This window comes from Saccharopolyspora sp. ID03-671, from assembly GCF_045278815.1.
GTDB lineage: Bacteria > Actinomycetota > Actinomycetes > Mycobacteriales > Pseudonocardiaceae > Saccharopolyspora > Saccharopolyspora ipomoeae.
The window spans coordinates 6,462,994-6,484,397 of record NZ_CP134054.1 but is presented as its reverse complement, the minus strand read 5'-3'; the positions used below and the strand labels follow the sequence as shown (position 1 = coordinate 6,484,397).

Annotated in this window: 20 protein-coding genes and 1 pseudogene; 16 read left to right on the top strand and 5 right to left on the bottom strand. The window is 70.3% G+C overall.

From position 1 onward, the window contains the following. Positions 1 to 5: 5 nt before the first annotated feature. The 12 genes from REH65_RS30105 to REH65_RS30050 all read left to right on the top strand — a co-directional run bounded on the left by REH65_RS30105 (position 6) and on the right by REH65_RS30050 (position 10,602). Positions 6 to 446: a phage tail protein gene (locus REH65_RS30105; protein ID WP_281458221.1), complete on the top strand. Its 441-nt coding sequence runs from the start codon at positions 6 to 8 to the stop codon at positions 444 to 446. Further along, a complete protein-coding gene (locus REH65_RS30100) occupies positions 443 to 892 on the top strand; it encodes a hypothetical protein (RefSeq protein WP_406690122.1) in 450 nt (149 codons plus the stop codon). Before REH65_RS30105 ends, REH65_RS30100 begins: the two co-directional genes overlap by 4 nt. Further along, positions 889 to 1,047 (top strand): DUF6760 family protein, encoded by a 159-nt coding sequence (locus REH65_RS30095; protein WP_281458219.1) that lies wholly within the window; start codon positions 889 to 891, stop codon positions 1,045 to 1,047. Before REH65_RS30100 ends, REH65_RS30095 begins: the two co-directional genes overlap by 4 nt. A gap of 1,951 nt (positions 1,048 to 2,998) precedes the next feature. Continuing rightward, positions 2,999 to 3,490, top strand: coding sequence for a hypothetical protein (locus REH65_RS30090; RefSeq protein WP_406690121.1), 492 nt, complete (start codon positions 2,999 to 3,001; stop codon positions 3,488 to 3,490). Positions 3,491 to 3,506: 16 nt separating this feature from the next. Further along, the gene (locus tag REH65_RS30085) at positions 3,507 to 3,932 is read left to right on the top strand and encodes a phage tail protein (RefSeq protein ID WP_281458217.1); all 426 of its coding nucleotides are present in this window, start codon (positions 3,507 to 3,509) and stop codon (positions 3,930 to 3,932) included. A 7-nt stretch (positions 3,933 to 3,939) separates the two neighbouring features. After that, positions 3,940 to 4,647 carry a LysM peptidoglycan-binding domain-containing protein gene (locus tag REH65_RS30080; RefSeq protein WP_281458216.1) on the top strand — a complete coding sequence of 236 codons (708 nt, stop codon included), beginning with the start codon at positions 3,940 to 3,942 and terminating at the stop codon, positions 4,645 to 4,647. After that, positions 4,647 to 6,443: a VgrG-related protein gene (locus REH65_RS30075; RefSeq protein WP_406690120.1), complete on the top strand. Its 1,797-nt coding sequence runs from the start codon at positions 4,647 to 4,649 to the stop codon at positions 6,441 to 6,443. Before REH65_RS30080 ends, REH65_RS30075 begins: the two co-directional genes overlap by 1 nt. A gap of 15 nt (positions 6,444 to 6,458) precedes the next feature. Beyond that, the gene (locus REH65_RS30070; protein ID WP_406690119.1) at positions 6,459 to 6,770 is read left to right on the top strand and encodes a PAAR domain-containing protein; all 312 of its coding nucleotides are present in this window, start codon (positions 6,459 to 6,461) and stop codon (positions 6,768 to 6,770) included. Continuing rightward, positions 6,767 to 7,177: a GPW/gp25 family protein gene (locus REH65_RS30065; RefSeq protein WP_406690118.1), complete on the top strand. Its 411-nt coding sequence runs from the start codon at positions 6,767 to 6,769 to the stop codon at positions 7,175 to 7,177. The genes REH65_RS30070 and REH65_RS30065 overlap by 4 nt, the downstream gene beginning before the upstream one ends. Further along, complete coding sequence (locus REH65_RS30060) at positions 7,177 to 9,132, top strand: putative baseplate assembly protein (RefSeq protein WP_406690117.1); 1,956 nt, start codon at positions 7,177 to 7,179, stop codon at positions 9,130 to 9,132. Before REH65_RS30065 ends, REH65_RS30060 begins: the two co-directional genes overlap by 1 nt. After that, positions 9,129 to 9,683 (top strand): phage tail protein, encoded by a 555-nt coding sequence (locus tag REH65_RS30055; RefSeq protein WP_281458211.1) that lies wholly within the window; start codon positions 9,129 to 9,131, stop codon positions 9,681 to 9,683. The genes REH65_RS30060 and REH65_RS30055 overlap by 4 nt, the downstream gene beginning before the upstream one ends. 4 nt (positions 9,684 to 9,687) lie before the next feature. Further along, a complete protein-coding gene (locus REH65_RS30050) occupies positions 9,688 to 10,602 on the top strand; it encodes an NADase-type glycan-binding domain-containing protein (protein ID WP_406690116.1) in 915 nt (304 codons plus the stop codon). A 96-nt stretch (positions 10,603 to 10,698) separates the two neighbouring features. Here REH65_RS30050 and REH65_RS30045 read toward each other — a convergent pair whose 3' ends face one another. Continuing rightward, positions 10,699 to 12,405 carry a CocE/NonD family hydrolase gene (locus REH65_RS30045; protein ID WP_406690115.1) on the bottom strand — a complete coding sequence of 569 codons (1,707 nt, stop codon included), beginning with the start codon at positions 12,403 to 12,405 and terminating at the stop codon, positions 10,699 to 10,701. A 508-nt stretch (positions 12,406 to 12,913) separates the two neighbouring features. Here REH65_RS30045 and REH65_RS30040 point away from each other — a divergent pair. Further along, the gene (locus REH65_RS30040) at positions 12,914 to 13,819 is read left to right on the top strand and encodes a hypothetical protein (RefSeq protein ID WP_406690114.1); all 906 of its coding nucleotides are present in this window, start codon (positions 12,914 to 12,916) and stop codon (positions 13,817 to 13,819) included. Continuing rightward, on the top strand, positions 13,816 to 14,217 hold the full coding sequence (locus REH65_RS30035) for a GntR family transcriptional regulator (protein WP_406690113.1): 402 nt from the start codon (positions 13,816 to 13,818) through the stop codon (positions 14,215 to 14,217). The genes REH65_RS30040 and REH65_RS30035 overlap by 4 nt, the downstream gene beginning before the upstream one ends. A gap of 866 nt (positions 14,218 to 15,083) precedes the next feature. Here the strand turns inward: REH65_RS30035 and REH65_RS30030 are convergent. From REH65_RS30030 to REH65_RS30015, 4 genes are all read right to left on the bottom strand, one after another. Further along, positions 15,084 to 15,890 carry a nitrilase-related carbon-nitrogen hydrolase gene (locus REH65_RS30030; RefSeq protein ID WP_406690112.1) on the bottom strand — a complete coding sequence of 269 codons (807 nt, stop codon included), beginning with the start codon at positions 15,888 to 15,890 and terminating at the stop codon, positions 15,084 to 15,086. After that, positions 15,887 to 17,326 carry an APC family permease gene (locus REH65_RS30025; protein WP_406690111.1) on the bottom strand — a complete coding sequence of 480 codons (1,440 nt, stop codon included), beginning with the start codon at positions 17,324 to 17,326 and terminating at the stop codon, positions 15,887 to 15,889. Before REH65_RS30025 ends, REH65_RS30030 begins: the two co-directional genes overlap by 4 nt. A 131-nt stretch (positions 17,327 to 17,457) precedes the next feature. Further along, entirely contained in the window at positions 17,458 to 18,669 is a 1,212-nt protein-coding gene (locus REH65_RS30020; protein WP_406690110.1) for a CaiB/BaiF CoA transferase family protein, read from the bottom strand. Positions 18,670 to 18,682: 13 nt separating this feature from the next. Beyond that, positions 18,683 to 19,849 carry an acyl-CoA dehydrogenase family protein gene (locus tag REH65_RS30015; protein WP_406690109.1) on the bottom strand — a complete coding sequence of 389 codons (1,167 nt, stop codon included), beginning with the start codon at positions 19,847 to 19,849 and terminating at the stop codon, positions 18,683 to 18,685. Here REH65_RS30015 and REH65_RS30010 point away from each other — a divergent pair. Beyond that, a pseudogene (locus REH65_RS30010) lies at positions 19,848 to 20,315 on the top strand (MFS transporter); the annotation flags it as partial. The gene REH65_RS30015 and the pseudogene REH65_RS30010 sit on opposite strands and share 2 nt — an antisense overlap. A gap of 94 nt (positions 20,316 to 20,409) precedes the next feature. Then, on the top strand, positions 20,410 to 21,369 hold the full coding sequence (locus tag REH65_RS30005) for an MFS transporter (RefSeq protein WP_406690108.1): 960 nt from the start codon (positions 20,410 to 20,412) through the stop codon (positions 21,367 to 21,369). Positions 21,370 to 21,404 lie beyond the last annotated feature (35 nt).

The following is a 21,404-nucleotide window of genomic DNA, read 5'->3' as shown; positions in this document are numbered from 1 at the left end:
ACGACATGGCACAAGGCGACACCCTCTCCACGCACCGGTTCGGCGTGGAACTCGGCAGCGTGACGGTGGAATCGGTCAAGGAGGTCTCCGGTCTCACCGTCGAGCAGGACGTGATCGAGACCCAGCAGGTGACCCCCACCGGCGAGCGCATCAACAAGAAGCAGCCCGGCGGGCAGAAGGGCGGCGAGGTCACCATCACCCGCGGCCTCGACAAGAGCACCGAGTTCACCGCCTGGATCAAGAAGACGCTGCTCGACGGCGACGTGGAGGGCGCGCGGGAGAACCTCACCATCGAGATCCAGGACTCGATGGGCGAATCGGTCCGCCGCATGCAGCTCTACGACTGCTGGGTCAGCAAGTGGGAGGGCCCGTCGTTCAGCGCGGGCGAGTCCAACCCGGCCACCGAGCAGGTCACCATCGTGTTCGAGCGGATCGAAGTCGAATGAGACGACGCATCACCTCGCTCAGCGACCTCGACGAGGTCGCGGGCAACCGCGCTCCCGAAGCACCGGAGACGTCGACCGGGCACGAGGAGTTCGAGTTCGAGCTGCCCCGGGGTTACGTGCACGGCGACGGGACGGTGCACCGGCACGGCCGGATGCGGCTGGCCACCGCCAAGGACGAGCTTCGGCCGCAGATCGACGTGCGGGTCAAGGAGAACCCGGCCTACCTCAGCGTCGTGCTGCTGGCGCAGGTCATCACGAGGCTCGGCGAGATCACCGACGTGCACGCGGGCGTCGTGGAGAACATGTACGCCACCGACGTGGCGTTCCTGCAGGACTTCTACCGGCGGATCAACAGCGAGGGCCACACCCGCGCCGGGGTCACCTGCCCGTCGTGCGCGGCCGCGTTCGAGGTCGACCTGGCGGGTGGTCGCCTGGGGGAATCGTGACGTACGCGCCGGAGCGGCTGCACGCGGAGGTCGCGTACGTCGCCTACCACTTCCACTGGACGCGCGAGGAGATCCTCGATCTCGACCACCACGAGCGCCGCCGGTGGGTGCGCGAGATCGCGCAGATCAACACGCGGATGAACGAGGGGGGATGAGCCGGTGGGCCTGCTCGACCTGTTCCGCCGACGACGCCCTGCCGGGAGCTCCTCCCCCGTTGCGGTTCCCGCCTGGGACGGGGGTTGGCGGCGCGCCGGCGGCGACCTCGGGGTGCTCCAGCGCTCCGGGATCGGGGTGGTCGAGAGCGGGTTCCGCGATTCGGTCGCGTCGTACCGGGAGCACGGGGTGATGACCGGGATGGGGCATCTCGTCGACCCGGCCGCCCCGTCCGGGCTGGTGCACGGGCTGTTGCGCCCGACCGCCGGGTTTTCAGTGCAGCGGTCATCGGGGGTTGAGCTGCCGGTGCGGACCGTGCAGCGGCAGGCGGAGCCGGTCGTGCGTACCGGTCGGGTTCCCGTCGCGAATCCGGTTCGAGGCAACGAGCCGTCGGGATCGGTCGCCGACTCGCCAGATCCGGATGGTTCGGCGGAATCGGTTGAGGGCCTCACGAGGCGAACGGTTGATGGTCCAACGAAACCGGCTGATGGTCTGACGAAACCCGTTGGTAGTTTGCCGAACCCGTCCGCTGCGCAGTCGATTGGCGCAGTGGAGAGCCCTTCCTCCCCGATTACCTTGCCCAACGTTCCCCTGGTTCAACCGCGCCGACCATCACCGCCGCTGACGGTCGCTCGCCGCGCTCGGACCCTCCCGCCGCGCCCGGTGCCCGCGATCCGGCCGACCCCTTCACCCGGGACCGCGACGGCTCCGCCACCCACGAAGGCCACCCAGCGGTCTTCGACCGGCACAACCCAACGCCGCTTCGCCCCGAGCAGCGGCCCCGGCGAACCTCTCCTGAGCCCGCCACCCACCGCAGCCACGGCCCCCACGAACGACCCCGAACGCAACACCCGTTCCGAGCCGCCGGCGTCGAACACCCGCTCCGCACCCGAAACCGAAGCCGCTCACGAGGACGTGACCACTCCACCGGTCCTCGACCGAACCCCCTCACCCCACGACAACGCGACACCCGCTCCGGAACGCACCAACGACCCACCGACGATCCAACGCACCCCGAGAACTCCCGACCCGCACTCCTCACCACCTCCCGAAAACCGCCCACGTCCGGGAATCGGACCCCCACTACCCCACCTCCCCCTCTCAGCACGACCTCTCCCCGGCTCCACCCCCACCTCACCCCCGTTGGGTGAGGGAAGTTTTCATGAAAACCTCCCCACCACCTCCAACCAACGAGGTGACAGTTTTCATGAAAACCTCCCTCCCTCACGAGACCACCTAACCGTGGAACATTCTCATGAAAAATTCCCCGTCACGGGCATCGACCGAGGCCAGGGACGTGATCAGGGGGATGTTCCCACCTCTCGTTCTCGACGGGGAGGGGGAGGTTTTCATGAAAACTTCGTCGTTCCAGGTGACGAAGGTGGGGACAGTTTTCATGAAAACCTCCCTCCCTCGGGAGGTGAGTTCGTTCAGCGGCGAACGTTGTCCGGTTCTGATCGCTCTCATTCAGGACTTCCGGTGGAGCGCATCGAGGAGGGCTCCGGGGAGCGGGTGGGGGTCGTTGAGGGCGCTGCGTCGGAGGTCGGGCCGGTTGTTCCGGGCGGGGTTGCGGGTGAGGTGGGAGTGATCGAGTCCGCGCGGGGTGTCGTTCCGTCGGATGAGGCTGCATCTGGGACGGTCGGATCGTTGGTCGCGGATTCTCCTTCTGTTCAGCGGATTTCGGTGGATGTTGCGAGTGGAGATGGCGGTGTTGGGCCTTCGGGTGAGGCGAGTGCGCCTTCCGATCCGCTTCCGGTGAACGCATCGGCGACAGCACGCGCATCAGGGGACTCGCGGAGCGGAACCACAGAACCTTCCGTTGATATTCCGTCTTTCTCGGGAACTTCCACCGACTCTGACGCGGATCTGACTGTCCAGCGGAGCCTGTCGCTGCGACCTCATTCGCCGAATCCCCCGAAGTCCGGCTCACCGACCCGGGCTCAGGTGCGGCCTGTGGTCTCCGCGCGTCCGCTGAGCGTCCGCACCGGGCGAGGCTTCGAAACCGCTCCTCAAACCCCCGAATCCGGCTCTCCCCCAAGGCCTTCGCCGGTCCGGTGGAAGCCGCCCGGCCCGACGATCCAACGCGCCCCGACGACTCGGCCGCACCCCACGACGTCACCGACGGGCACCACCGAGCTCGTCCCTCCCACGGCCCGACCGACCCCGACGACCGGCTCCCCCAGCACCAGCCCTCCCCCGGTCCAACGCACCCCCACCCCGCCGACGTCGATCCCCGGTGTCCCGGCCGGAGTTCCGGTCACCGTCGTCCAGCGCGAGGCGAAGCGAACCGATCCAGAACCCGTCCCGCAGCAGGAACCCGCCCGCCAGCAGGAGGACACCGAGGAGCTCGCGCGCAGGCTCGTCGAGCCGGTGAGCCGGTTGCTGCGGGCCGAGTTCCGGCACGGCCGGGAGCGCCTCGGCCGCCTGAACGATCGCCGCAGGTGAGGGAAGGAGTACGTCGATGTCGCAGAACATCTTCGCGTCCAGCGTGTTCTTCCAGTTGAAGATCGCCGGTGACGACCTGGGCCCGTTCCACACCTGCTCGGGCCTGGGCGCCCAGGTGGAGGTGGAGCAGTTCACCGAGGGCGGCAACAACGGGTTCACCTGGCAGCTGCCCACCCGCATCACCTGGTCGAACATCACGCTGACCAGGCCGGTCACCTCCGACACCACCAAGATCTCCCGCTGGATCTCGCGGATCATCCAGCGGGCCGACCGCAAGGACGGCGAGATCGTCGCGCTCAAACCCGACCGCACTCCCCTGGCCCGCTGGCAGGTGCTCGGCATCGTCCCGGTCAGCTGGCAGGGGCCGTCGTTCGACCCGGCCACCGCGCAGGCCGCGGTGGAGACGTTGGAGATCGCCCACGAGGGCCTGCGGGCGGGGTGAGGGGACGATGGCACGCAAGAACCTGGCCCGAGCCAAGTTGCTGATCATGGAGCCGCCCGCGAAGGTCGGCGCCGGGGCCGGTGCGCGGCTCAAGGAGGTCCGGTTCCAGTTCAACCCGAACCGGCTGAGCCTGACGAAGAGCACCGAGTGGCGCCGCAAACCCGCGCGGATGGCCGACGAGTCCGCCACGCCCGAGTTCGTCGGCAGCGGCCCGCGCTCGCTGTCGCTGGAGGTCTTCCTCGACGCCACCGACAAGCACGACGGTTCGGTGGAGAAGAAGGTCGAGGACCTGATGCTGGCCTGCGTGCCCACGCCGAAGAGCCTGGCGGCGAAGAAACCGGCGAGCCCGTGGGTGCGGTTCGAGTGGGGCACCGCCAAGACGACCTCGTTCGACGGCGTGCTGTCGAGCTTCTCCGTGGAGTACTCGCTGTTCGACGTCGACGGCACGCCGCTGCGCGCGACGTGCTCGCTGAGCATCGAGGAGGCCGGTGCCGACACGCCCGGCCAGAACCCCACGTCGGGCTCGGAGAACGCCCGGCGCACGCACCGGGTGGTGGCCGGGGACAGCTTGGCGCACCTCGCGTGGCAGGAGTACGGCGACGCGACCGCGTGGCGGCTGATCGCCGAGGCCAACGACATCGACGATCCCATGATCCTGGCACCGGGCGCGGAACTGCTGGTGCCCGCGCTCGACGACGAGAGGGAGCCTGACTGATGGGCAACGACTCCTCCGGCCGGTCGGTGGCCGCCGATCCCGTCGTGGGCATCCCGGCGGCGCTGCCCGCTGCCTGGCAGCAGCAGCTGACCAGCTGCGTCGTGGACGAGAACGTCACGTTGCCCGACGCCGCGACGCTGGTGTTCCGGGACCCGAACCACGAGCTGCTGTCCGCCACCGGGATCGGCATCGGCTCGGAGCTGACGGTGAAGGTGACGACCACCGCGAGCGCGACGGCCGAGGAGCTCTTCGCCGGCGAGGTCACGGCTCTGGAACTGGACTCGGACGGGACCGGGTCTTTCACGGTCGTGCGGGCGATGAGCAGGGCGCACCGGTTGATGCGGGGCCGGAAGGTAAAGGCGTTCCGGAACATGACGGCGGAGAGGATCGTGCGCGAGGTCGCCACCGGGGCGAAGTTGAAGCCGGGTCGGATCAAGGCCAAGCCGATCACCTACACCCAGTTGTCGCAGGCCAACGTCTCGGACTGGGAGTTCCTGCAGAACCTCGCCCGGGAGCACGGCGTCGCGGTGCGCGTCGACGGCGACGGCCGCCTCGACTTCGCCGAGCTCACCCCCGCCTCGAAGGCGCCATCCCCGTCGATCCCGGCGAACAAGAGCCCGTTCGTGCTGGAGTACGGGCGCAACCTGATGGCGCTGCGGGCGGTGCTGACCGCCGCCGACCAGGTCGACGCCGTCGAGGTCCGGGGCTGGAACGTCGACACCAAGAAGCCCCTCGTCGCCCGGGACACCTCCGCCGCCAGCGACGTCGTGCGACCGGGCCTGACGGCGGCGAGGGCGAGCTCGAAGTTCGGCAAGCCCGAGTTGCTGGTCACCGATATGCCCTACGGCACGCAGGCCGAGGCGCGGACGACCGCCAAGGCCCTGGCGGCGTCGATGCGCGCCGGGCTCGGGGAGGTCGAGGCCGTCGCCGAGGGCAACCCGAAGCTGCGGGCGGGAGTGCCGGTGGCGCTGGGCAACGTCGGCGAGGACTTCGCGGGCAAGTACACCGCGACCGCCGTGCACCACGTCCTCGAACCCGGCCAGGGCTACCGGACGACGGTGCTGGTCAGCGCCTCGCCGGACCGGTCGCTGGCCGGTCTGGTCGCCGGTGCCGGTGCGCCCGACCGGGGTCCGCGCATCCCGGGCGTGGCCACCGGGATCGTCACCGACATCAAGGAACCCGGGAAGTCCGAGCGCGGCTGGGTGAAGCTGAAGTTCCCGTGGCTGTCCGACGACTACGTCACCGACTGGGTCCGCACGGTGCAGCTCGGCGGGAACGGCGGTGGCGGGGTGTTCAGCCCGGACGTCGACGACGAGGTGCTGGTCGGCTTCGAGCAGGGCAGCCTCGACCACCCCTACGTGATCGGCGGGCTCTACAACGGGGTCGACTCACCGTCGGAGCACGACGGGCCGCTCGTCGACCGCACCAGCGGCAAGGTCAACCGGCGTTCCCTGGTCTCCCGCAAGGGACATCGGCTGGAGCTCATCGACTCCACGACCCGGTCGCCGGGCGTGCACGTGGCCAGCGGGAACAAGCGGCTCGACATCCGGATGGACGAGCAGGCGCAGACCGTCGACATCACCGTCCGCGCCCCGGGCGGGCGGCGGGTGCTGACCTCGATGTCGTTGTCCCCCACCGGGATCGAGTTGGACGCGGGCACCGGGGACATCACCCTGTCCGGCCGGTCGATCTCCCTCGACGCCACGACGTCGGTGTCGATCAAGGGCCGGACGAGCGTGGACATCGACGGCGGCGCGACCGCGGCGCTGCACGCCCCGACGGTTCGCATCAACTAGACGAGGAGTTCCGCGATGCCCCCAGCCGCTCGCATCGGCGACCCCACCAGCCACGGCGGCACCGTCGGCCCGCCGCGCGTCAACGCGCGAGCGGTCGCCGGCGTGTTCATCGGCGGGAAACCCGCCGCGGTGGTGGGGAGTCAGCACGTGTGCCCGGTCCCGCCGCACGCCGTGATCAGCGGCGGCAACGTGATCACGCCCAGCCCGCCGGGCACCTCGGTGGTGCTCATCGGCGGCCTGCCCACGGCCTGCGTCGGTGACAAGACCACCTGCGGCGCCCAGGTCGCGATGGGGGCGCTGAACGTGCTGATCGGGGGTCCGCTGTGAGCGATCGGTTCATCGGCCGCGGTTGGAGTTTCCCGCTGCGGGTGGGCCCGACGGGCGGGATCGGCATGGTCGAGCGGGAGCGGGAGATCGAGGAGGCGATCCGGCTGGTGCTGGGCACCGCGCCGGGTGAGCGCCCGATGCGCCCGGAGTTCGGCTGCGGCATCCACGACCACGTCTTCGCCCCCGGTGACGGCGCGACGGCCGGCCGCATCGCCCACGAGGTGCGGGTGGCGCTGCGTCGGTGGGAACCGCGGATCGAGGTCGCCGACGTGGTCATCGCCTTCGACGCCGTCGACGACGGGGTGCTCTACATCGACGTGCACTACGCGGTGCGGGCCACCAACGACCGCCGCAACCTCGTCTTCCCCTTCTACACGATCCCGCGCAGCGACGGAGACGCCGAGTGATGGCACTGCCCACGCCGAACCTGGACGACCGCCGGTTCCAGCAGCTGGTCGACGAGGCCAAGCGCTTCGTGCAGCAGCGCGCGCCGGAGTGGACCGATCACAACGTCTCCGATCCGGGCGTGACGCTCATCGAGACGTTCGCGCAGATGGTGGACCAGCTGGTCTACCGGCTCAACCGGGTGCCGGAGAAGAACCACCTCGCGTTCCTGGACCTGCTGGGCGTGCGGCTGTTCCCGCCCGCGGCGGCGCGCGCGGACGTGACGTTCTGGTTGTCGGCGGCGCAGGCGGAGACGGTGCTGCTGCCGCGCGGCACGGAGGTGGCCACCGCGCGGTCGGAATCGGGCGAGGCGGTCGTGTTCGGCACGACCGAGGAGCTGCCGATCGTGCCGTGCGAGCTGAAGTCGCTGGTGACGATCTCGGCGTCCGGTGAGCAGGCGAACCGGACGAAGGACCTGGACGTGGCCAAGGACGTGCCCTGCTTCCAGCCGGAACCGGCCGTGGGCGACGCGATGCTGTTCGGACTGTCCGAGGCGGTGCCGCGCTGCGTGGTGGCGGTGCGGCTGGACAGCCAGGTCGAGGGCATCGGCGTCGACCCGCGGCAGCCGCCGCTGGTGTGGGAGTCGTGGGACGGGATGCGCTGGAGCGAGTGCGCGGTGTTCGGCGACGCCACCGGAGGTCTCAACCGGCCAGGTGAGGTGCTGCTGCACGTTCCCGCCGGGCACAGCACGTCGGTGGTGGCCGGGGTGCAGGCGGGCTGGTTGCGCTGCCGGGTCGTGGCCCCGGCCGAGGATCAGCCGTTCTACTCGGAATCGCCGACGGTGCGGGTGGCCGAGGCGTTCACGGTCGGCGGCATCACGGCCGTGGAGCACGCGGAGACGATCACCGACGCGCCGCTGGGCGTGTCGGCGGGCGTGCCGGGTCAGCGGTTCCGGCTGGACCGGGCTCCGGTGCTCACCGACGGGGAGCCGGTGGTGGTGCAGGTGTCGGCCGGTGAGGGCTGGCAGGACTGGCGAGTGGTGGAGCACTTCGGCCAGTCGGGACCCGCCGACCTGCACGTCACGCTGGACGCCACGACCGGGGAGTTCGGGTTCCCGCCCGCGGTCCGCGCTGCCGACGGCTCGTTGACGTCGTTCGGCGCGGTGCCGCCGAAGGGCGCGCACATCCGGGTGCCGTCCTACCGCACCGGCGGTGGCCGGGCGGGCAACGTGGCGCGCGGGGCGATCTCGGTGCTGCGCAGCTCGGTGCCCTACGTCTCCGGTGTCGAGAACCGCGAGGCCGCCACCGGCGGTGTCGACGGCGAGACGGTGGAGGAGGCGAAAGTCCGCGCGCCGCACCAGATCCGGGTGCAGGAGCGGGCGGTGACCGCCGACGACCACGAGCGGATCGCGCGGCAGGCGGCCCCGTCGGCGGCGCGCGTCCGCTGCCTGCCCGCCGGGCAGGAGCCGGGTTCGGCGCGGGTGCTGGTGGTGCCGGACGCGACCCCGGACTCGGGCGAGCAGCTGCGGTTCGAGCAGCTCGTACCCTCCGAGCAGCTGCTGGCCACGATCGCCGCCCGGCTCGACGAGCGCAGGCTGCTGGGCACCCGGCTGGTCGTGGAACCGCCCTTCTACCAGGGCATCACGGTGGTGGCGCGGATCCGCTCGGCGGATCAGGACCTCAACCGGGTGCGACGCGACTGCCTGGCCGCGCTGCACCGCTACCTCAACCCGCTGCGCGGCGGGATCGACGGCGCGGGCTGGCCGTTCGGGCGCCCGGTGCAGCTGGGCGAGGTGTTCGGGGTGCTGCAGCGCGTCCAGGGCGCGGAGCTGGTCGACGAGGTGCGGTTGTTCCCGGCCGATCCGATCACCGGGCAGCGCGGTTCCCCGGTGGAGCGGGTGGAGCTGGCCGAGCACGCGCTGGTGTTCTCGCACCAGCACCAGGTCATGGTGCAGCCGGTGTCCGGGGGCGCGGGATGAGGCGCGCGATCCCCGGTCTGCCCAGCCGCCACCCGCTGGGCGAGATGCTGCCCGCGATGTACGCCGACGACGATCTGGCGCAGCGCTTCACCGCGGGCCTGGACACCGTCCTGGCGCCTGTTCTGTCCACACTGGACAACCTGGCGCACTACTTCGACCCCCGTGTGACGCCGGAGGATTTCGCGTCGTGGCTGGCCGGGTGGGTCGCCGTGGAACTCGACCCGAGGTGGCCGCTGGAGCTGCGGCGCGCGGTGCTGCTGCGGGCCGTGGAGCTGCACCGGCAGCGCGGCACCGCGCACGGCCTGATCGACCTGCTGCGGTTGTGCGCCGGTGTGCGAGCGCGGGTGCTCGACGGCCCGGGCGCGGCGTCGTCGACCAGACCGGGCACCCCGCTTCCCGGCAGCGCGGTCACCGGCGTGGTGGTGCAGGTGTGGCCGGACCGGTCGGAGGTGGATCGGCAGCGGGTGGCGGCGCTGGTCGACTCCGTCCTGCCGGTGCACCTGACCTGCACCGTCGAGGTGCTCACCGGTCCACCCGAGCGAAGGGGGTAGCGCGATGCGCTCCTGTCCGACGTGCGGCGCGCAGGTCGCCCGCGACGACGACTTCTGCGGCACGTGCGGCACCTACCTGGGCTGGGAGGCCGACACCGGGCAGGTTCCTCCCCCGCCGTCGGAGGCCCCGACCCGCCGGATCCCGGTCGCCGAACCCGAGCAGCCGGAGGCGGTGCAACCGGCCGAACCGGTCGCGCCCCGGCCAGAGCCGACCGCGCAGGTCGAGGAACCCGAGCCGGACGGGCCGCCGTGCCCCTCGTGCGGTACGGCGAACCCGCTGCGGCGGCGGTTCTGCCGCCGCTGCGCCCACCGCCTCCAGCTCGACGACGCTCCCGCGCCCCGCGAGCAGTCCCGCCGGCTGAGCAACCACGACCGGCACAGGTTGTGGCGGCGCCTGGTGATCCTGGCGACGGTGATCCTGCTGGTCGTGGCCGCGGTGCTGCTGTACCCGCTGGGCGAGGCGGTGGTGCAGGACGTGCTCGACAAGACCTCCGACGCGGCACCGGTCGCCCCGGCGGGTGTGACGGCCAGCGACGCGGTGCCCGGTCATCCGGCCACCGGACTCACCGACGTGCGCACCGACGTCTACTGGGGCGCACCCGGTCCGGGCGCGTGGGCGGAGTTCACCTTCGACCACCCGGTCCGGCTGGTCCAGATGCTGGTGCACCTGGGCCCGTCCTCGAAACCGGGCCGGTACACCAAGCAGGCCCGGCCCTCGCACATCGACGTCGAGCTCACCCGGGCCGACGGCGAGACCCGCACGATCCCGGTCGCCCTGACCGATCAACCGCAACCCGACCCGATCAAGCTCCGCACCAGCGACGTCGTCCGCGCCCGCATCGTCATCCGCGACGCCGTGGACCTCACCGGGAACCGCCACATCGCGATGTCCCTGGTCGAGTTCTTCACCCGCGGCTGAGTGGTGGGGTGGGGGAAGTTTTCATGAAAACTTCCCCCACCCCACCACGAACAGGTGGCCGACCGGAGGTCACTCGATCCACGACCGGGACCCCGGTCAGCGGCCTCCGACGGGTTCGACGTAGTCGCCGGTGAACACCGAGCCCGGCGGCGGGTCGGCGAGCGGCGCGGGCAGCGCGAACTCGGCGGAACCCGCGGGGCCGGCGGCGATCTGCTGCTCCAGGTAGCCCGCGAGCTGCACGCCCGGGTCGCCCTGGACGGTGCCGGTGCGGCGGTACGTGAGGAACGGCAGGTCGATCGAGCCGCCGCGGACCTCGACGGTCTGGCCGCTGGGCGCGGCGAGCTGCCACCAGTCGCGGTTGTTGTCGGTGACGCGCACGCCGATCCGGTGCCCGGCGGGCAGCTTCCAGTCGGCACCCCACAGGGTCAGCGGCACCGTCGACTCGCCGGGTTCGCGCACGAGGTGGCCCTGGCGGGTGATCAGCGGCCCGGTGCCGTCGGGGCCGAGGTCGTAGACGTCGACGACGAGGTTGGCGTTGGGCCGGGTCGTGGTGACGTCGACGGAGACCTCCGGCGAGCCGGACAGGTGCGCGTCGTGCGGCAGCGGCTGGGACACCGTCCACACGCCCGAGGTCACGGTCGGGTCGGTGGGGTCACCGGACGACGAGTTCGCCGCGGTGGACACCGACTGCGCGGTGTCGACGTAGCTCCCGCCGATCAGCGGCGTGCGGTGCTCCCGCACGTCGGCCGGGGGCCACTGGGCTTCGGAGCGCCACCTGCCGTCGTTGGTCTGCACGGCGTGCGGCGGGTCGGCCGCGGCCGGCGCCTGGTCCTTGAGGAAGCGGTCGTAGAAGCGCATGACCTCGTCGAACCAGCCCTGGCGCCCCATCTTGAGGCGCCCGTTCTCGTCGGTCTCGTTGCCGCGCACGTGCTCCCACGGGCCCATCCAGCTGCGCTCGTAGCCGGTGTGGTTGGCCAGGTACTCCTGCATGCCGTCGGCGACGGTGTTGTTCTCGGTGAGGCCCTGGGCGAGGAACAGCGGCACGTTCGACCCGGTGGCGCCGGGGATCAGGTTGCGCTGCTTCCAGAACTCCGAGTCGTGCCGGTCGTCGAGCGACTGCTGGGCGAGGTTCTTGCCGAGGCACAGCGGGTCGTTGAGGCTGCGCAGGTTGTAGCCGGGATCGTCGGTGATCGGGCCGGGCGAGGCGGCGATCCCGTCGTAGAGCGCGGGTGTCGCGACCGAGTTGGTGCGGCGCATGCCGTCGCCGTAGAGGTAGCGGTAGTCGTCGTACACGGGTTCCTGCGACACCACGGCGGCCAGCCCCGGCGGCCGTTCGTCGACGCCGACGAGCCCGGTCAGCCCGTCGTAGGACTTGCCGTACATGCCGACCCGCCCGGTCGACCACGGCTGGTTCGCGGCCCACTGCACGGCGTTGACGACGTCGGCCTTCTCCCCCGGTCCCGACCAGTCCAAGCACCCGGTGGACCCGCCGAACCCGCGCAGGTCGACCATGACGAAGGTGTAGCCCTTCTTGAGCAGTCCGGAACCCTCGACGAAGTCCTGGAACCGCTCGGAAGGCCCGTCGTTCGGCCCGATCGGGTCGTACGGAGTGCCCTCGACGGCACCCGCGGGACCGGTTTGCCCGGAATGGTTGAAGTACGGCCCGATTGAGAGGATCACCGGAGTCTTCTCACCGGGAGCGAGCCCCTTCGGCCGGATCACGTCGGCGTGCAACGTCGCCTCCCCGGCGCTGGAAGGCGACGAGATCCAAGCCTCGCTCCACTCCCCATCGGGATAGGCCACCCCAGAAGCCTGAGCAGGCACAACAGGAGCGGCCGCCGCCACAACCCCGAACACCACCCCGGCACCGCGCCGACGCCACGACCTCCGGAACCCGCGCATCCAAACCTCCCCGAAGCCCTGAGAACCTCCCCCGAGTCACCCACCCCGAACACCCCCTGCCAACCACCCCCGAGCCCCCGATGCACGATCGATGCCCCGAAGAAACCCACCCGGAAACACCCGCGAAAAACCGGACGTCGCACCACCGCTCCCCCGAAGACGCGATCACCCCTCTCCCGCGAACTCCTCACCCCGTTCGCGATTTCAATGGAAGTCGGGATTCCGATCTCCATTGAGGTGATCTCAGTGGGTTTCATGCGAGTCGGCCGTGTTCGGGGTGGGTGGCGGAGAGCGCGGCGAGCACGTACTCGCGGGCGGCGGTGAGGTCATGCACCGAACCTGGCCTGTTCCGTTCCGCGATCTTCTCTGGCACTCTTGTATCAAGCCCTTGATACAAGAGGAGGTGCTCGTGAACCTCGCGGTGCAAGCCGTGACCATGATGCTGGTGGGACTGCTGCTCCTCGCCATCCTGTGGCCCAGCCCCAGGTCCGGCCGAAATCTGCTTCGCCGTTGGCTCACCGAGGAACCCAGCGCGGAACAGGTCGGCGTCGCCGTGCGATACCTGAAGCGTCGCCGACTGTGGTACCCGGTCTTGTTCGTCGCATTGTCACTGGTGGCTTCCCCGCTGCTGCCCGACGACAGCGACCGAGGTGGAAGCGCGGTTGCGGGGTACCTGTGGCCGCTGCTGTGCGGGATGCTGCTGGCCGAGCTCGCTGATCTGCGTCCCCGACGCGACGTCCTGCGCGCGGCGTCACTCCGCAAGCGCACGCTGACCGATCTGGTGCCGGGCTGGGCGCTGGTGGTGTTCGGCCTGTTCACGATCGTGACGGTGTTCCTCGGAGTTCTCGGCGTCGTGTACCGGGAACCTGTGCAGGCTTTACTGCGAGAGCACTCCTCTCAGGTGGACGCGTACGTCGCGGTGCTCATGCTGGAGCAGAGCCCGCGACCCGCGTTCGCGACCGGATTCGCGATCGCGTGCGCAGTGATCGTGGCCGCGATCGCCTGGACCGCCATGGCGCGCCCGACCCGCGACGATCCGGACGTGGACACCGCGCTGCGCCGCCGCAGTGCGCGAGTCGCGTTCGGTCTGGGCATCGCGGTTCAAGCCGTCCTGCTCCAAGTCGTGTGCGCGCCCCTGGACAATCCGCTCACCGTGCTGAAGGGCATGCTTTCGCTGTTGCCGGGCCCGGTGCAGTACGCGCACTCCCTGAGCTTCATCTTCAACCGCGTCGCTCCCGTGGTGGGACTGCTGGGCTGGATCTGTTCGGTTTTCCCACGTCGACCCACGGCCCGAACGCGGTCAGCGGTCGGATGACCGGATCCCACCGCGTCGTCGTCGACACCGGCAGCGACCGAGCGCCCTGGCGGCAGGTCCGCGACCAGATCGTGCACCTCATCGCCACCGGCGAACTACCGGTGGGCAGCACGCTGCCTTCGATCCGGCAACTCGCACGTGACCTCGGCCTGGCCCCCGGCACAGTCGCACGCGCCTACCGGGACCTGGAAACGACCGGTGTCCTCGAAACCGCGCGCAGCAAAGGAACCCGCGTCGCATCCTCACCAGAAGCCGCCCCCACGACGGAACCGCTGACGGCAGCCGCACACGAGTTCGCCGAACGAGCACGAGACATCGGCGCCGACCTCAACACTGCCCTGGCAGCCGTCGAGGACGCTTTCCGCGCCTCCGAACCCCGACATGAGCAGGAGCCATGAGCACGCGCGTCTCACCGAAAGCCGCAACACGACCGCAACGAGGTGCGAGCGAACGCCACTTGTCACGACGTCGTCGTCGGTCGCTTCAAAGGAGGAAACATGGACATTCTTTCGATCGGACACCGGGTACTGGAGTATCTAGCCCTGGGCGTTGTGTCGATGGCCATGGCGGCGCTCCTAGTAGCAGTGCACCCGAAGAAGAAGCGAGGCTGGTGGCGAGGTGGAGGGCGCAGCAACAATGACGACTGAAAGACAGCGCCCAGGGGCACAAACGCGCGCGGCGGTGGGGTCGCGCCGGTAGACCTGCCGCAGCCAGGCCCAGGCATCGGTGACGTCGGGCGGGCAATCCGGCGACCGGGGACGAGGCCGGGGAAGGCCGCCCGCGAGCGTGTGCTCGCCGCGCTGCATGCCACAGCTGCTCGAGGGCTACCGAGTCTGGCCGACGGCGGTTATGACGACACCGGTTCGGAGTGCACACCCCGATCGAACAACCTTCTGACGGCCCGCTGGACACGACAACCGCACCTACGACGCCCTGCTGCGCGGTCCGCGCTGCCTCGCTGAACGTGGCTTCGCTGTGCTCACCGGACGCTGGCCCACCCTGCACCACATCACCGCCGACCCCCCGCACCACGCCCAAGCCACCGTCACCGCCCGCCGTCCGAACGGCCGTGTCGGACGCTCTTCCCCTCAGAAGCGGCTTCCACGGGTCAAGAACTGCGATTTTCGTCGGACGAATGTCGCGGTTTTCGTCGGTTGAAAACCGCGGTTTTCGCGGACGCGGAGAGTGATCGGGTGGGCGGGGGCGCGGATTGCGGCCGTGATCGGGGTGTCCGAATACGGCCGCAATCCGGGTCCTCGTGGGGTCAGGAGGTGGTGTAGAGGGAGGGGTGGCGGTCGTGGAAGAGGTTGTTGCGGGGGCTGATCTGCTTGTCCCGGGCTGTGGTGAGGTCTGCCGCGTGGGCGGCTCGGTGGTCGGGACCCGCTGTGGCGGCGGGCCAGCCGTCGTGGTCGATGATGGTGGTGCCCTCGGTCCACTGCTGGCCTCGTTCGGTGCCGGTGCGGTCGCAGCAGGCGATGGTGACCCGGTTGACGCGGGCCGCGGCTTGGGCGATGAGGACTTCGGGTGGGCGTTCGCCGTCGGGGCGGTCGACCAGCGGCCAGTTGGTGGGGGCGGCGATCAGGTCGGCGCCGGCGAGGGCGACGCTGCGGGTGTACTCCGGGAATTCGAGGTCGTAGCAGATCACGGTGGCGATCCGGCCGAAGCGCGTGTCGACGACCTCGGGCAGCCGATCTCCCGGCGTGAAGAACAGCTTCTCCCGGTCCCACAGGTGGACCTTGCGGTAGGTCGTGAGCGCACCGGAGGCGTCGAGCACGACGGCGCTGTTGTGCACGAGCCCGTTCTCGCCGCGCTCGGCGAACCCGCACACCACCACCGCCGCACCGCTGATCGCCGCGGCCCACTCGCCGACGAGCGGGTCGTCCGGGGTGATCGCGCACGCCGCGACCTCCTCCGGGGTCCGGAAGACGTAGCCGCTGGTGGCCAGTTCCGGCAGGACCAGCACGTCTGCGCCGGCCGCGGTCTCCTCGGCGATGGTGCGGACGATCGCGCGGTGGTTGGCGGCCAGGTCGCCCAGCACCGGGGCGAGCTGGCGGCAGACGATGCGGGTCACTGGTCGTCCCCGTGATCGGTGATGCGGGAGCGCACGCGGTCGGCCAGGCCGGGCACGAACACCACGGTGCTCGTGGACACGACCAGGACCGCGAGGATGACGTACGGGAAGTACCGGGCGGTGCCCTCGGCGTCGACGACGTTGGTGAAGATCGTGTAGCCGAGGAACGCCAGCGCCAGCACCGGGATGACGGCCTGCCAGCGCGGAGCCCTGGGCCGCGGTCCGGTGAACAGGAACCGCAACGCGCCCACCGTGGCCAGCGCGTAGGCGACGAGCAGGGCGAGGGTGCCGAGCGTCAGCCAGTTCATCGTCGCGTCGAGCACCCCGGTCCCGACCAGCCACTGCCCGGTCGCGAACACCAGGATCAGCGCGCTGATCACCACGATCGTCCCGGCCGGGGCCCCGCGCCGGGTCAACCGCACCAGCGGCCCGGACACCCCGGAGTCGCGGACCAGCGCGTAGCCGATGCGCGCGGCCCCGTTGACGGTGCCCAGCGTGATCGCGAACAGGCTCAGGCTCGCGACGAGGTCCAGCAGCACGCCCATCCAGGTGCCCAGGTACTGCCCGGCCAGATCGCCGTAGGGGTCCTCGGCGGCGGCGAAGGCGTTGACGCCGCCCGTGCCGTAGCCGATGACCTGGCCGACGATGGTGACCAGGAAGAACACGCCCACCACCACGATGGTGATCTTCAGCGCGCGGGGGATCTCCCGCTTGGGGTTCATCGTCTCCTCGCCGAGCGAGGCGGCCCCTTCGAACCCGGCGAACGCGAGGAACCCGAACACCGCCGCCGCGGCGATCGTGCCGACGCCCGTCCCGGGCGGCAGCTGCAAGAAGTCCCAGCTCAGCGCCTGCCCCTGCGGGGCGTGGCCGGTGCCGGCGCGCACCAGGATCACCGCGCACAGCAGCACCACCAGCGCGGCCCCGGCGAGCTCGACCAGCAGCAGCGCTCGGGTGATCACCCGGACCTCGCTCAGCGACAGCCCGACGACCAGCACCAGGGCGACCAGGCCGGTCCAGATCCACTCGGTGGGCCCGGTGCCGATCAGCCCGAGCCGGGCGAGCGCCTTGTCGAAGAACAGCGCGATCTCGATCGTCGACCCGGTCCCGATGGCGGCGTAGGCGGTGAGCAGCGCGGTCCCGGCGACGAACCCGGCGCGCGGCCCGATCGTCCGCCCGACCAGCGCGTACACCGAGCCGGTGTGCGAGATGTGCTGCGAGAGCTTGATGAACCCGTACCCGACGAGCGACACCCCGAGAACGGCGAACACGAACGCCCAGGCCGCGCCCCGCCCCAGCAGCCCGGCCGCTCCGACGCCGAGCAGCGCCATCGCACCGACGGGCCCGATGAGCCCGATGGAGAACGCGGCGGCATCGGTGACCTTCAGCTCGCGCCGCAACCCCTGGGCGGCGGTGTCTGATCCGGTGGTTGCGGACATGTTCCTCGGCCTCTGCTGTTGGTGCGGTGGACGCGGATCGCGCCGTCCCGGGCCCGATCCGGTTCGGAACGCTAAGCACCTCGCAGCCACAGGACCAGTGGGGCAACACCTGGACTTCCCGCAGGTTTTCCCTATGTCGCCGCGTCTTCGCTGGTCAACGCGGCGTCGGCGGCGATGAGCGCTGAGATCTCGGAGTCGGAGTAGCCGAGCGAGGCCAGGATCCGCCGGGTGTCGGCGCCTCGTTCGCGCGGTTCGGTGCGGACGTTGCCGGGGGTGCGGTCGAGCTTGATGGGGATGCCGACACCCCGGTGGCCCTCGTGATCGACGACCATGTCGCGGTGCCGGACCTGGGGGTCGGTCAACGCTTCGCCGACGTCGTGCACCGGGGTGGCCGGAACTCCCCTCTCCAGCAGCGCCCGGGCCAGGTCGTGGCGGGTCCGCGCGCTGATCGGTTCGGCCAGCAGCGCGCGCAGCTCCTCGACGTGGTGGACGCGGTCGGCGTTGCCGGTGAACCGGGAGTCCTCGGCGAGGTCCGGGATGCCCAGCACTGCGACCAGGTTTCGGAACATCCGGTCGTTGCCGCCGCTGATGAAGATCGGCCCGTCGGCGGCCTCGAAGGTGTCGTACGGCGCGATCGAGGGGTGCGCGGACCCGGTCCGCTGCGGGATCTCGCCCGAGACCAGCCAGGCCGAGGAATGCGGGTGGAGCAGCGAGATCGCGGTGTCGAGCAGCGTGCAGTCGACGAGCTGGCCGCGTCCCGTCCGGTGGCGGTCGTGCAGCGCCAGGAGGATGCCGGAGAACGCGTAGATGCCGGTGACCATGTCGACGATCGGCACGCCCATCCGCAGCGGTGGGCCGGTCCGCTCGCCGTTGATGCTCATCAACCCGCCGTAGGCCTGCAGGATCGCGTCGTAACCCGGTGTGCCGCCCATCGGACCGTCGGTGCCGAACCCGGTGATGCGGCAGCGCACCAGGCCCGGGAAGCGCTCGGTGAGCACGTCGTCCGAGAACCCCCACTTGGCGAGCGTTCCGGCCTTGAAGTTCTCCACCAGGACGTCGGCGTCGGCGAGCAGCTCGCCGAGCACCCGCTGCCCCTCGGGTGAGGTGAGGTCCAGGCAGGCGTTGGACTTGTTGCGGTTGATCGCCGAGTGGTACGCGCTCATCGTGCCGGTGACGAACGGTGGGCCCCACGCGCGGGTGTCGTCACCCGCCGGCGGTTCGACCTTGATCACCTCGGCGCCGTGATCGGCGAGCATCTGCGCGCACAGAGGGCCGGCGAGGATGCGCGAGAGGTCGAGGACGCGGAGTCCCCTCAAACTGCCTGTCGTTTCCGGTGCGGTCATCCCGTGCTCCCGATCAGTAGGACTTGGGCAGGCCGAGGACGTGGGTGGCGACGTAGTTCAGCACCATCTCCTGGCTCACCGGGGCGAGGCGCAGGATGCGCGACTCCCGGAAGTAGCGCTCCACGTGGTACTCGCGGGCGTAGCCCATGCCGCCGTGGGTCTGGATCGCCTGGTCCGCGGCCTGGAACCCGGCTTCGGCGCAGAGCCACTTGGCCATGTTGGCCTCCCGTCCGCAGGACAGCCCCTGGTCGTAGCGCCAGGCCGCGTTGCGCGCCATCAGCTCGGCGGCGTCGAGGCGCGTCGCGGCCTCGGCCAGCGGGAAGGCGATCCCCTGGTTCTGGCCGATCGGCCGGTCGAACACCTCGCGCTCCTTGGCGTAGCGCACTGCGCGGTCGAGGGCGGCCCGGCCGATTCCGAGCGCTTCGTGGGCGAGCAGGATGCGTTCCGGGTTGAGGCCGTCGAGGAGGTACCGGAACCCCTCGCCCTCCTCCCCGACTCGTGCGCTGTCCGGGACGAACAGGTCCTCGATCACCACCTCGTAGGACGGCACGGCGTTGCGGCCGAGCTTCGGGATCGGGCTCAGGTGCACGTGTTCCGGGTCGATGTCGATGAGGAACAGCGACATCCCGTCGGTCGGTCGGGTGACGTCCTCGCGGCGGGTGGTGCGGGCGATGAGCACCATCTTCTGCGAGTCTCCCGCCTTGGTGATCCACACCTTGCGCCCGTTGACGCGGTAGCCGCCGTCGACGCGTTCGGCGAAGGTCGAGATGCGGGTGGTGTCGGTGCCCGCATCGGGTTCGGTGACGCCGAAGCAGACGTGCAGCGATCCGTCCGCCGCGGCGGGCAGGATCTCCTGGCGCAGCGCCTCGCTGCCGTGCTTGACGATCGTGTTGAGCCCGAAGATGGTCAGGTGCATCGTACTGCAGCCGTTCATGCCGGCGCCCGAGGCGGCCACCTCCTCCAGCAGCAGCGCGGCTTCCAGCACTCCGAGCCCTCCCCCGCCGTACTGCTCGGGGATGGCGATGCCGAGCCAACCGCTCTCGGCGAAGGCGTTGTAGAACTCCCACGGGAACCGGTTGTGCACATCGCAGTCGGCCCAGTACTCGTCGGAGAAGCTCCGGGCCAGGCCCCGCGCCCCCGCCCGCAGGCTCTCCTGGTCCTCCGACAGCCCGAAGTGCATGAGGTTCCCCTCCTCGAATCAATGCGTTCGTATATACGAATCATCGCAGGAATGCTCGACCACAATGCTGCGCCGCACTGTTCGATGTCAACTGGTTGACAAGGGAAACGTGCCCTTCTTAGATTTCCTCATCCACGTCACGTTGTTCGTATTTACGAACAGATTCCGCCTTCGACGCGAGGACACAGCAATGACGCTGCACAACGCACCGGCATCACCACCTCAGCCCTCCCGCAAGGCCGTCGGACCAGCGGTGGTGATCGGTTCAGCGCTGGAGTGGTTCGACTTCTACCTGTACGCCTCGATGGCCGCGCTGGTCTTCGGCGAGCTGTTCTTCCCCTCAGACAACCCGACCGCGGCGACGCTCGCTTCGATGGCCACCTTCGCGGTCGGTTTCCTGGCCCGCCCCTTCGGCGGCATCCTCTTCGGCGTTCTCGGCGACAAATTCGGCCGGAAGAGCGTGCTGTCGGCGACCTTCCTGCTGATGGGCGTCTCGTCGGGGTTCATCGGACTGCTGCCCACCTACTCGTCGATCGGGCTGGCAGCGCCGCCTGCTGGTCGTGCTGCGGGTGCTCCAGGGGCTCGGCGCCGGAGCCGAGCTGGGCAGCGCGACCGCCGTCGCCTACGAGCACGCCGACGCGAAAAGCCGCGGCCTGCGGGGATCGCTGCCCGCGCTGGGCGTCAACATCGGACTGTTCGCGTCGTCCCTGACCGTCACCGTGCTCACCAGCCTCAGCGACGACGTCCTCCACACGTGGGGATGGCGGATCCCGTTCGTGGCCACGTTCGCGTTGGTGGGACTGGGATTCTGGGTCCGCCGCCAGATGCCGGAAACCCCGGAGTTCGAGAAGTCCTCCCGCGCCCGGAAGAAGATCGCACCGCTGCGGACGCTGCTGCGGTCGGACTGGCGCGGTCTGGCGGTCGTCATGGCCGTCACCGCGGGCTACAACGGCGCCAGCTACGTCTTCAAGACGTTCTCGCTGTCCTACCTCACGGAGTTCCGCGACGTCCCCGCCAACGTCGGCGCCTTCGGGATCACGCTGGCCAGCGCGTGCGCCATCGTCACGGTGCCGGTCGCCGGACGGATCTGCGACGCGGTGGGCGCCAGGGCGGTCCTGCTGATCGGCGCCGCGGCCACGGCCGTGCTGGCGTTCCCGTTCTTCTGGCTGCTGGACACCGGCCAGAACGCGATGATCTGGGTCGCCCTCGTCCTCGCCACCGGGATCGTCATCCCGTCGATGCTCAGCGCCCAGGGCGCGTTCCTGTCGCAGCAGTTCCCGACCCGCACGCGCGTGTCGGGCCTGGGGACCGGCCGCGAGGTGGGTGGCGCGTTCTCCGGCGGCCTGGCACCGGTGGCCGCGCTCGCGCTGGTCAGCGCCACGCCGGGGCACGCGACCTGGGCGGTGTCGCTGATGTTCGTCGTCGGCGCCGCGTTCATCGGTGTCGGGGCCCTGTGCGACCAGGTCGGACGCGTCGAGACCCGGGAGCAGCGGTCCGCGGGAGCCATCGCCGGGCGGTGATGGTCTAGGTTCGAGGTGTCCACGCACGACGGAGG

Bases quoted from the DNA above. Each gene is read 5' to 3' on its own strand.
- REH65_RS30105 (WP_281458221.1), top strand. From the start codon at position 6: ATGGCACAAGGCGACACCCTCTCCACGCACCGGTTCGGCGTGGAACTC.
- REH65_RS30100 (WP_406690122.1), top strand. From the start codon at position 443: ATGAGACGACGCATCACCTCGCTCAGCGACCTCGACGAGGTCGCGGGC.
- REH65_RS30085 (WP_281458217.1), top strand. From the start codon at position 3,507: ATGTCGCAGAACATCTTCGCGTCCAGCGTGTTCTTCCAGTTGAAGATC.
- REH65_RS30080 (WP_281458216.1), top strand. From the start codon at position 3,940: ATGGCACGCAAGAACCTGGCCCGAGCCAAGTTGCTGATCATGGAGCCG.
- REH65_RS30075 (WP_406690120.1), top strand. From the start codon at position 4,647: ATGGGCAACGACTCCTCCGGCCGGTCGGTGGCCGCCGATCCCGTCGTG.
- REH65_RS30070 (WP_406690119.1), top strand. From the start codon at position 6,459: ATGCCCCCAGCCGCTCGCATCGGCGACCCCACCAGCCACGGCGGCACC.
- REH65_RS30060 (WP_406690117.1), top strand. From the start codon at position 7,177: ATGGCACTGCCCACGCCGAACCTGGACGACCGCCGGTTCCAGCAGCTG.
- REH65_RS30055 (WP_281458211.1), top strand. From the start codon at position 9,129: ATGAGGCGCGCGATCCCCGGTCTGCCCAGCCGCCACCCGCTGGGCGAG.
- REH65_RS30050 (WP_406690116.1), top strand. From the start codon at position 9,688: ATGCGCTCCTGTCCGACGTGCGGCGCGCAGGTCGCCCGCGACGACGAC.
- REH65_RS30035 (WP_406690113.1), top strand. From the start codon at position 13,816: ATGACCGGATCCCACCGCGTCGTCGTCGACACCGGCAGCGACCGAGCG.
- REH65_RS30025 (WP_406690111.1), bottom strand. From the start codon at position 17,326: ATGTCCGCAACCACCGGATCAGACACCGCCGCCCAGGGGTTGCGGCGC.
- REH65_RS30020 (WP_406690110.1), bottom strand. From the start codon at position 18,669: ATGACCGCACCGGAAACGACAGGCAGTTTGAGGGGACTCCGCGTCCTC.
- REH65_RS30015 (WP_406690109.1), bottom strand. From the start codon at position 19,849: ATGCACTTCGGGCTGTCGGAGGACCAGGAGAGCCTGCGGGCGGGGGCG.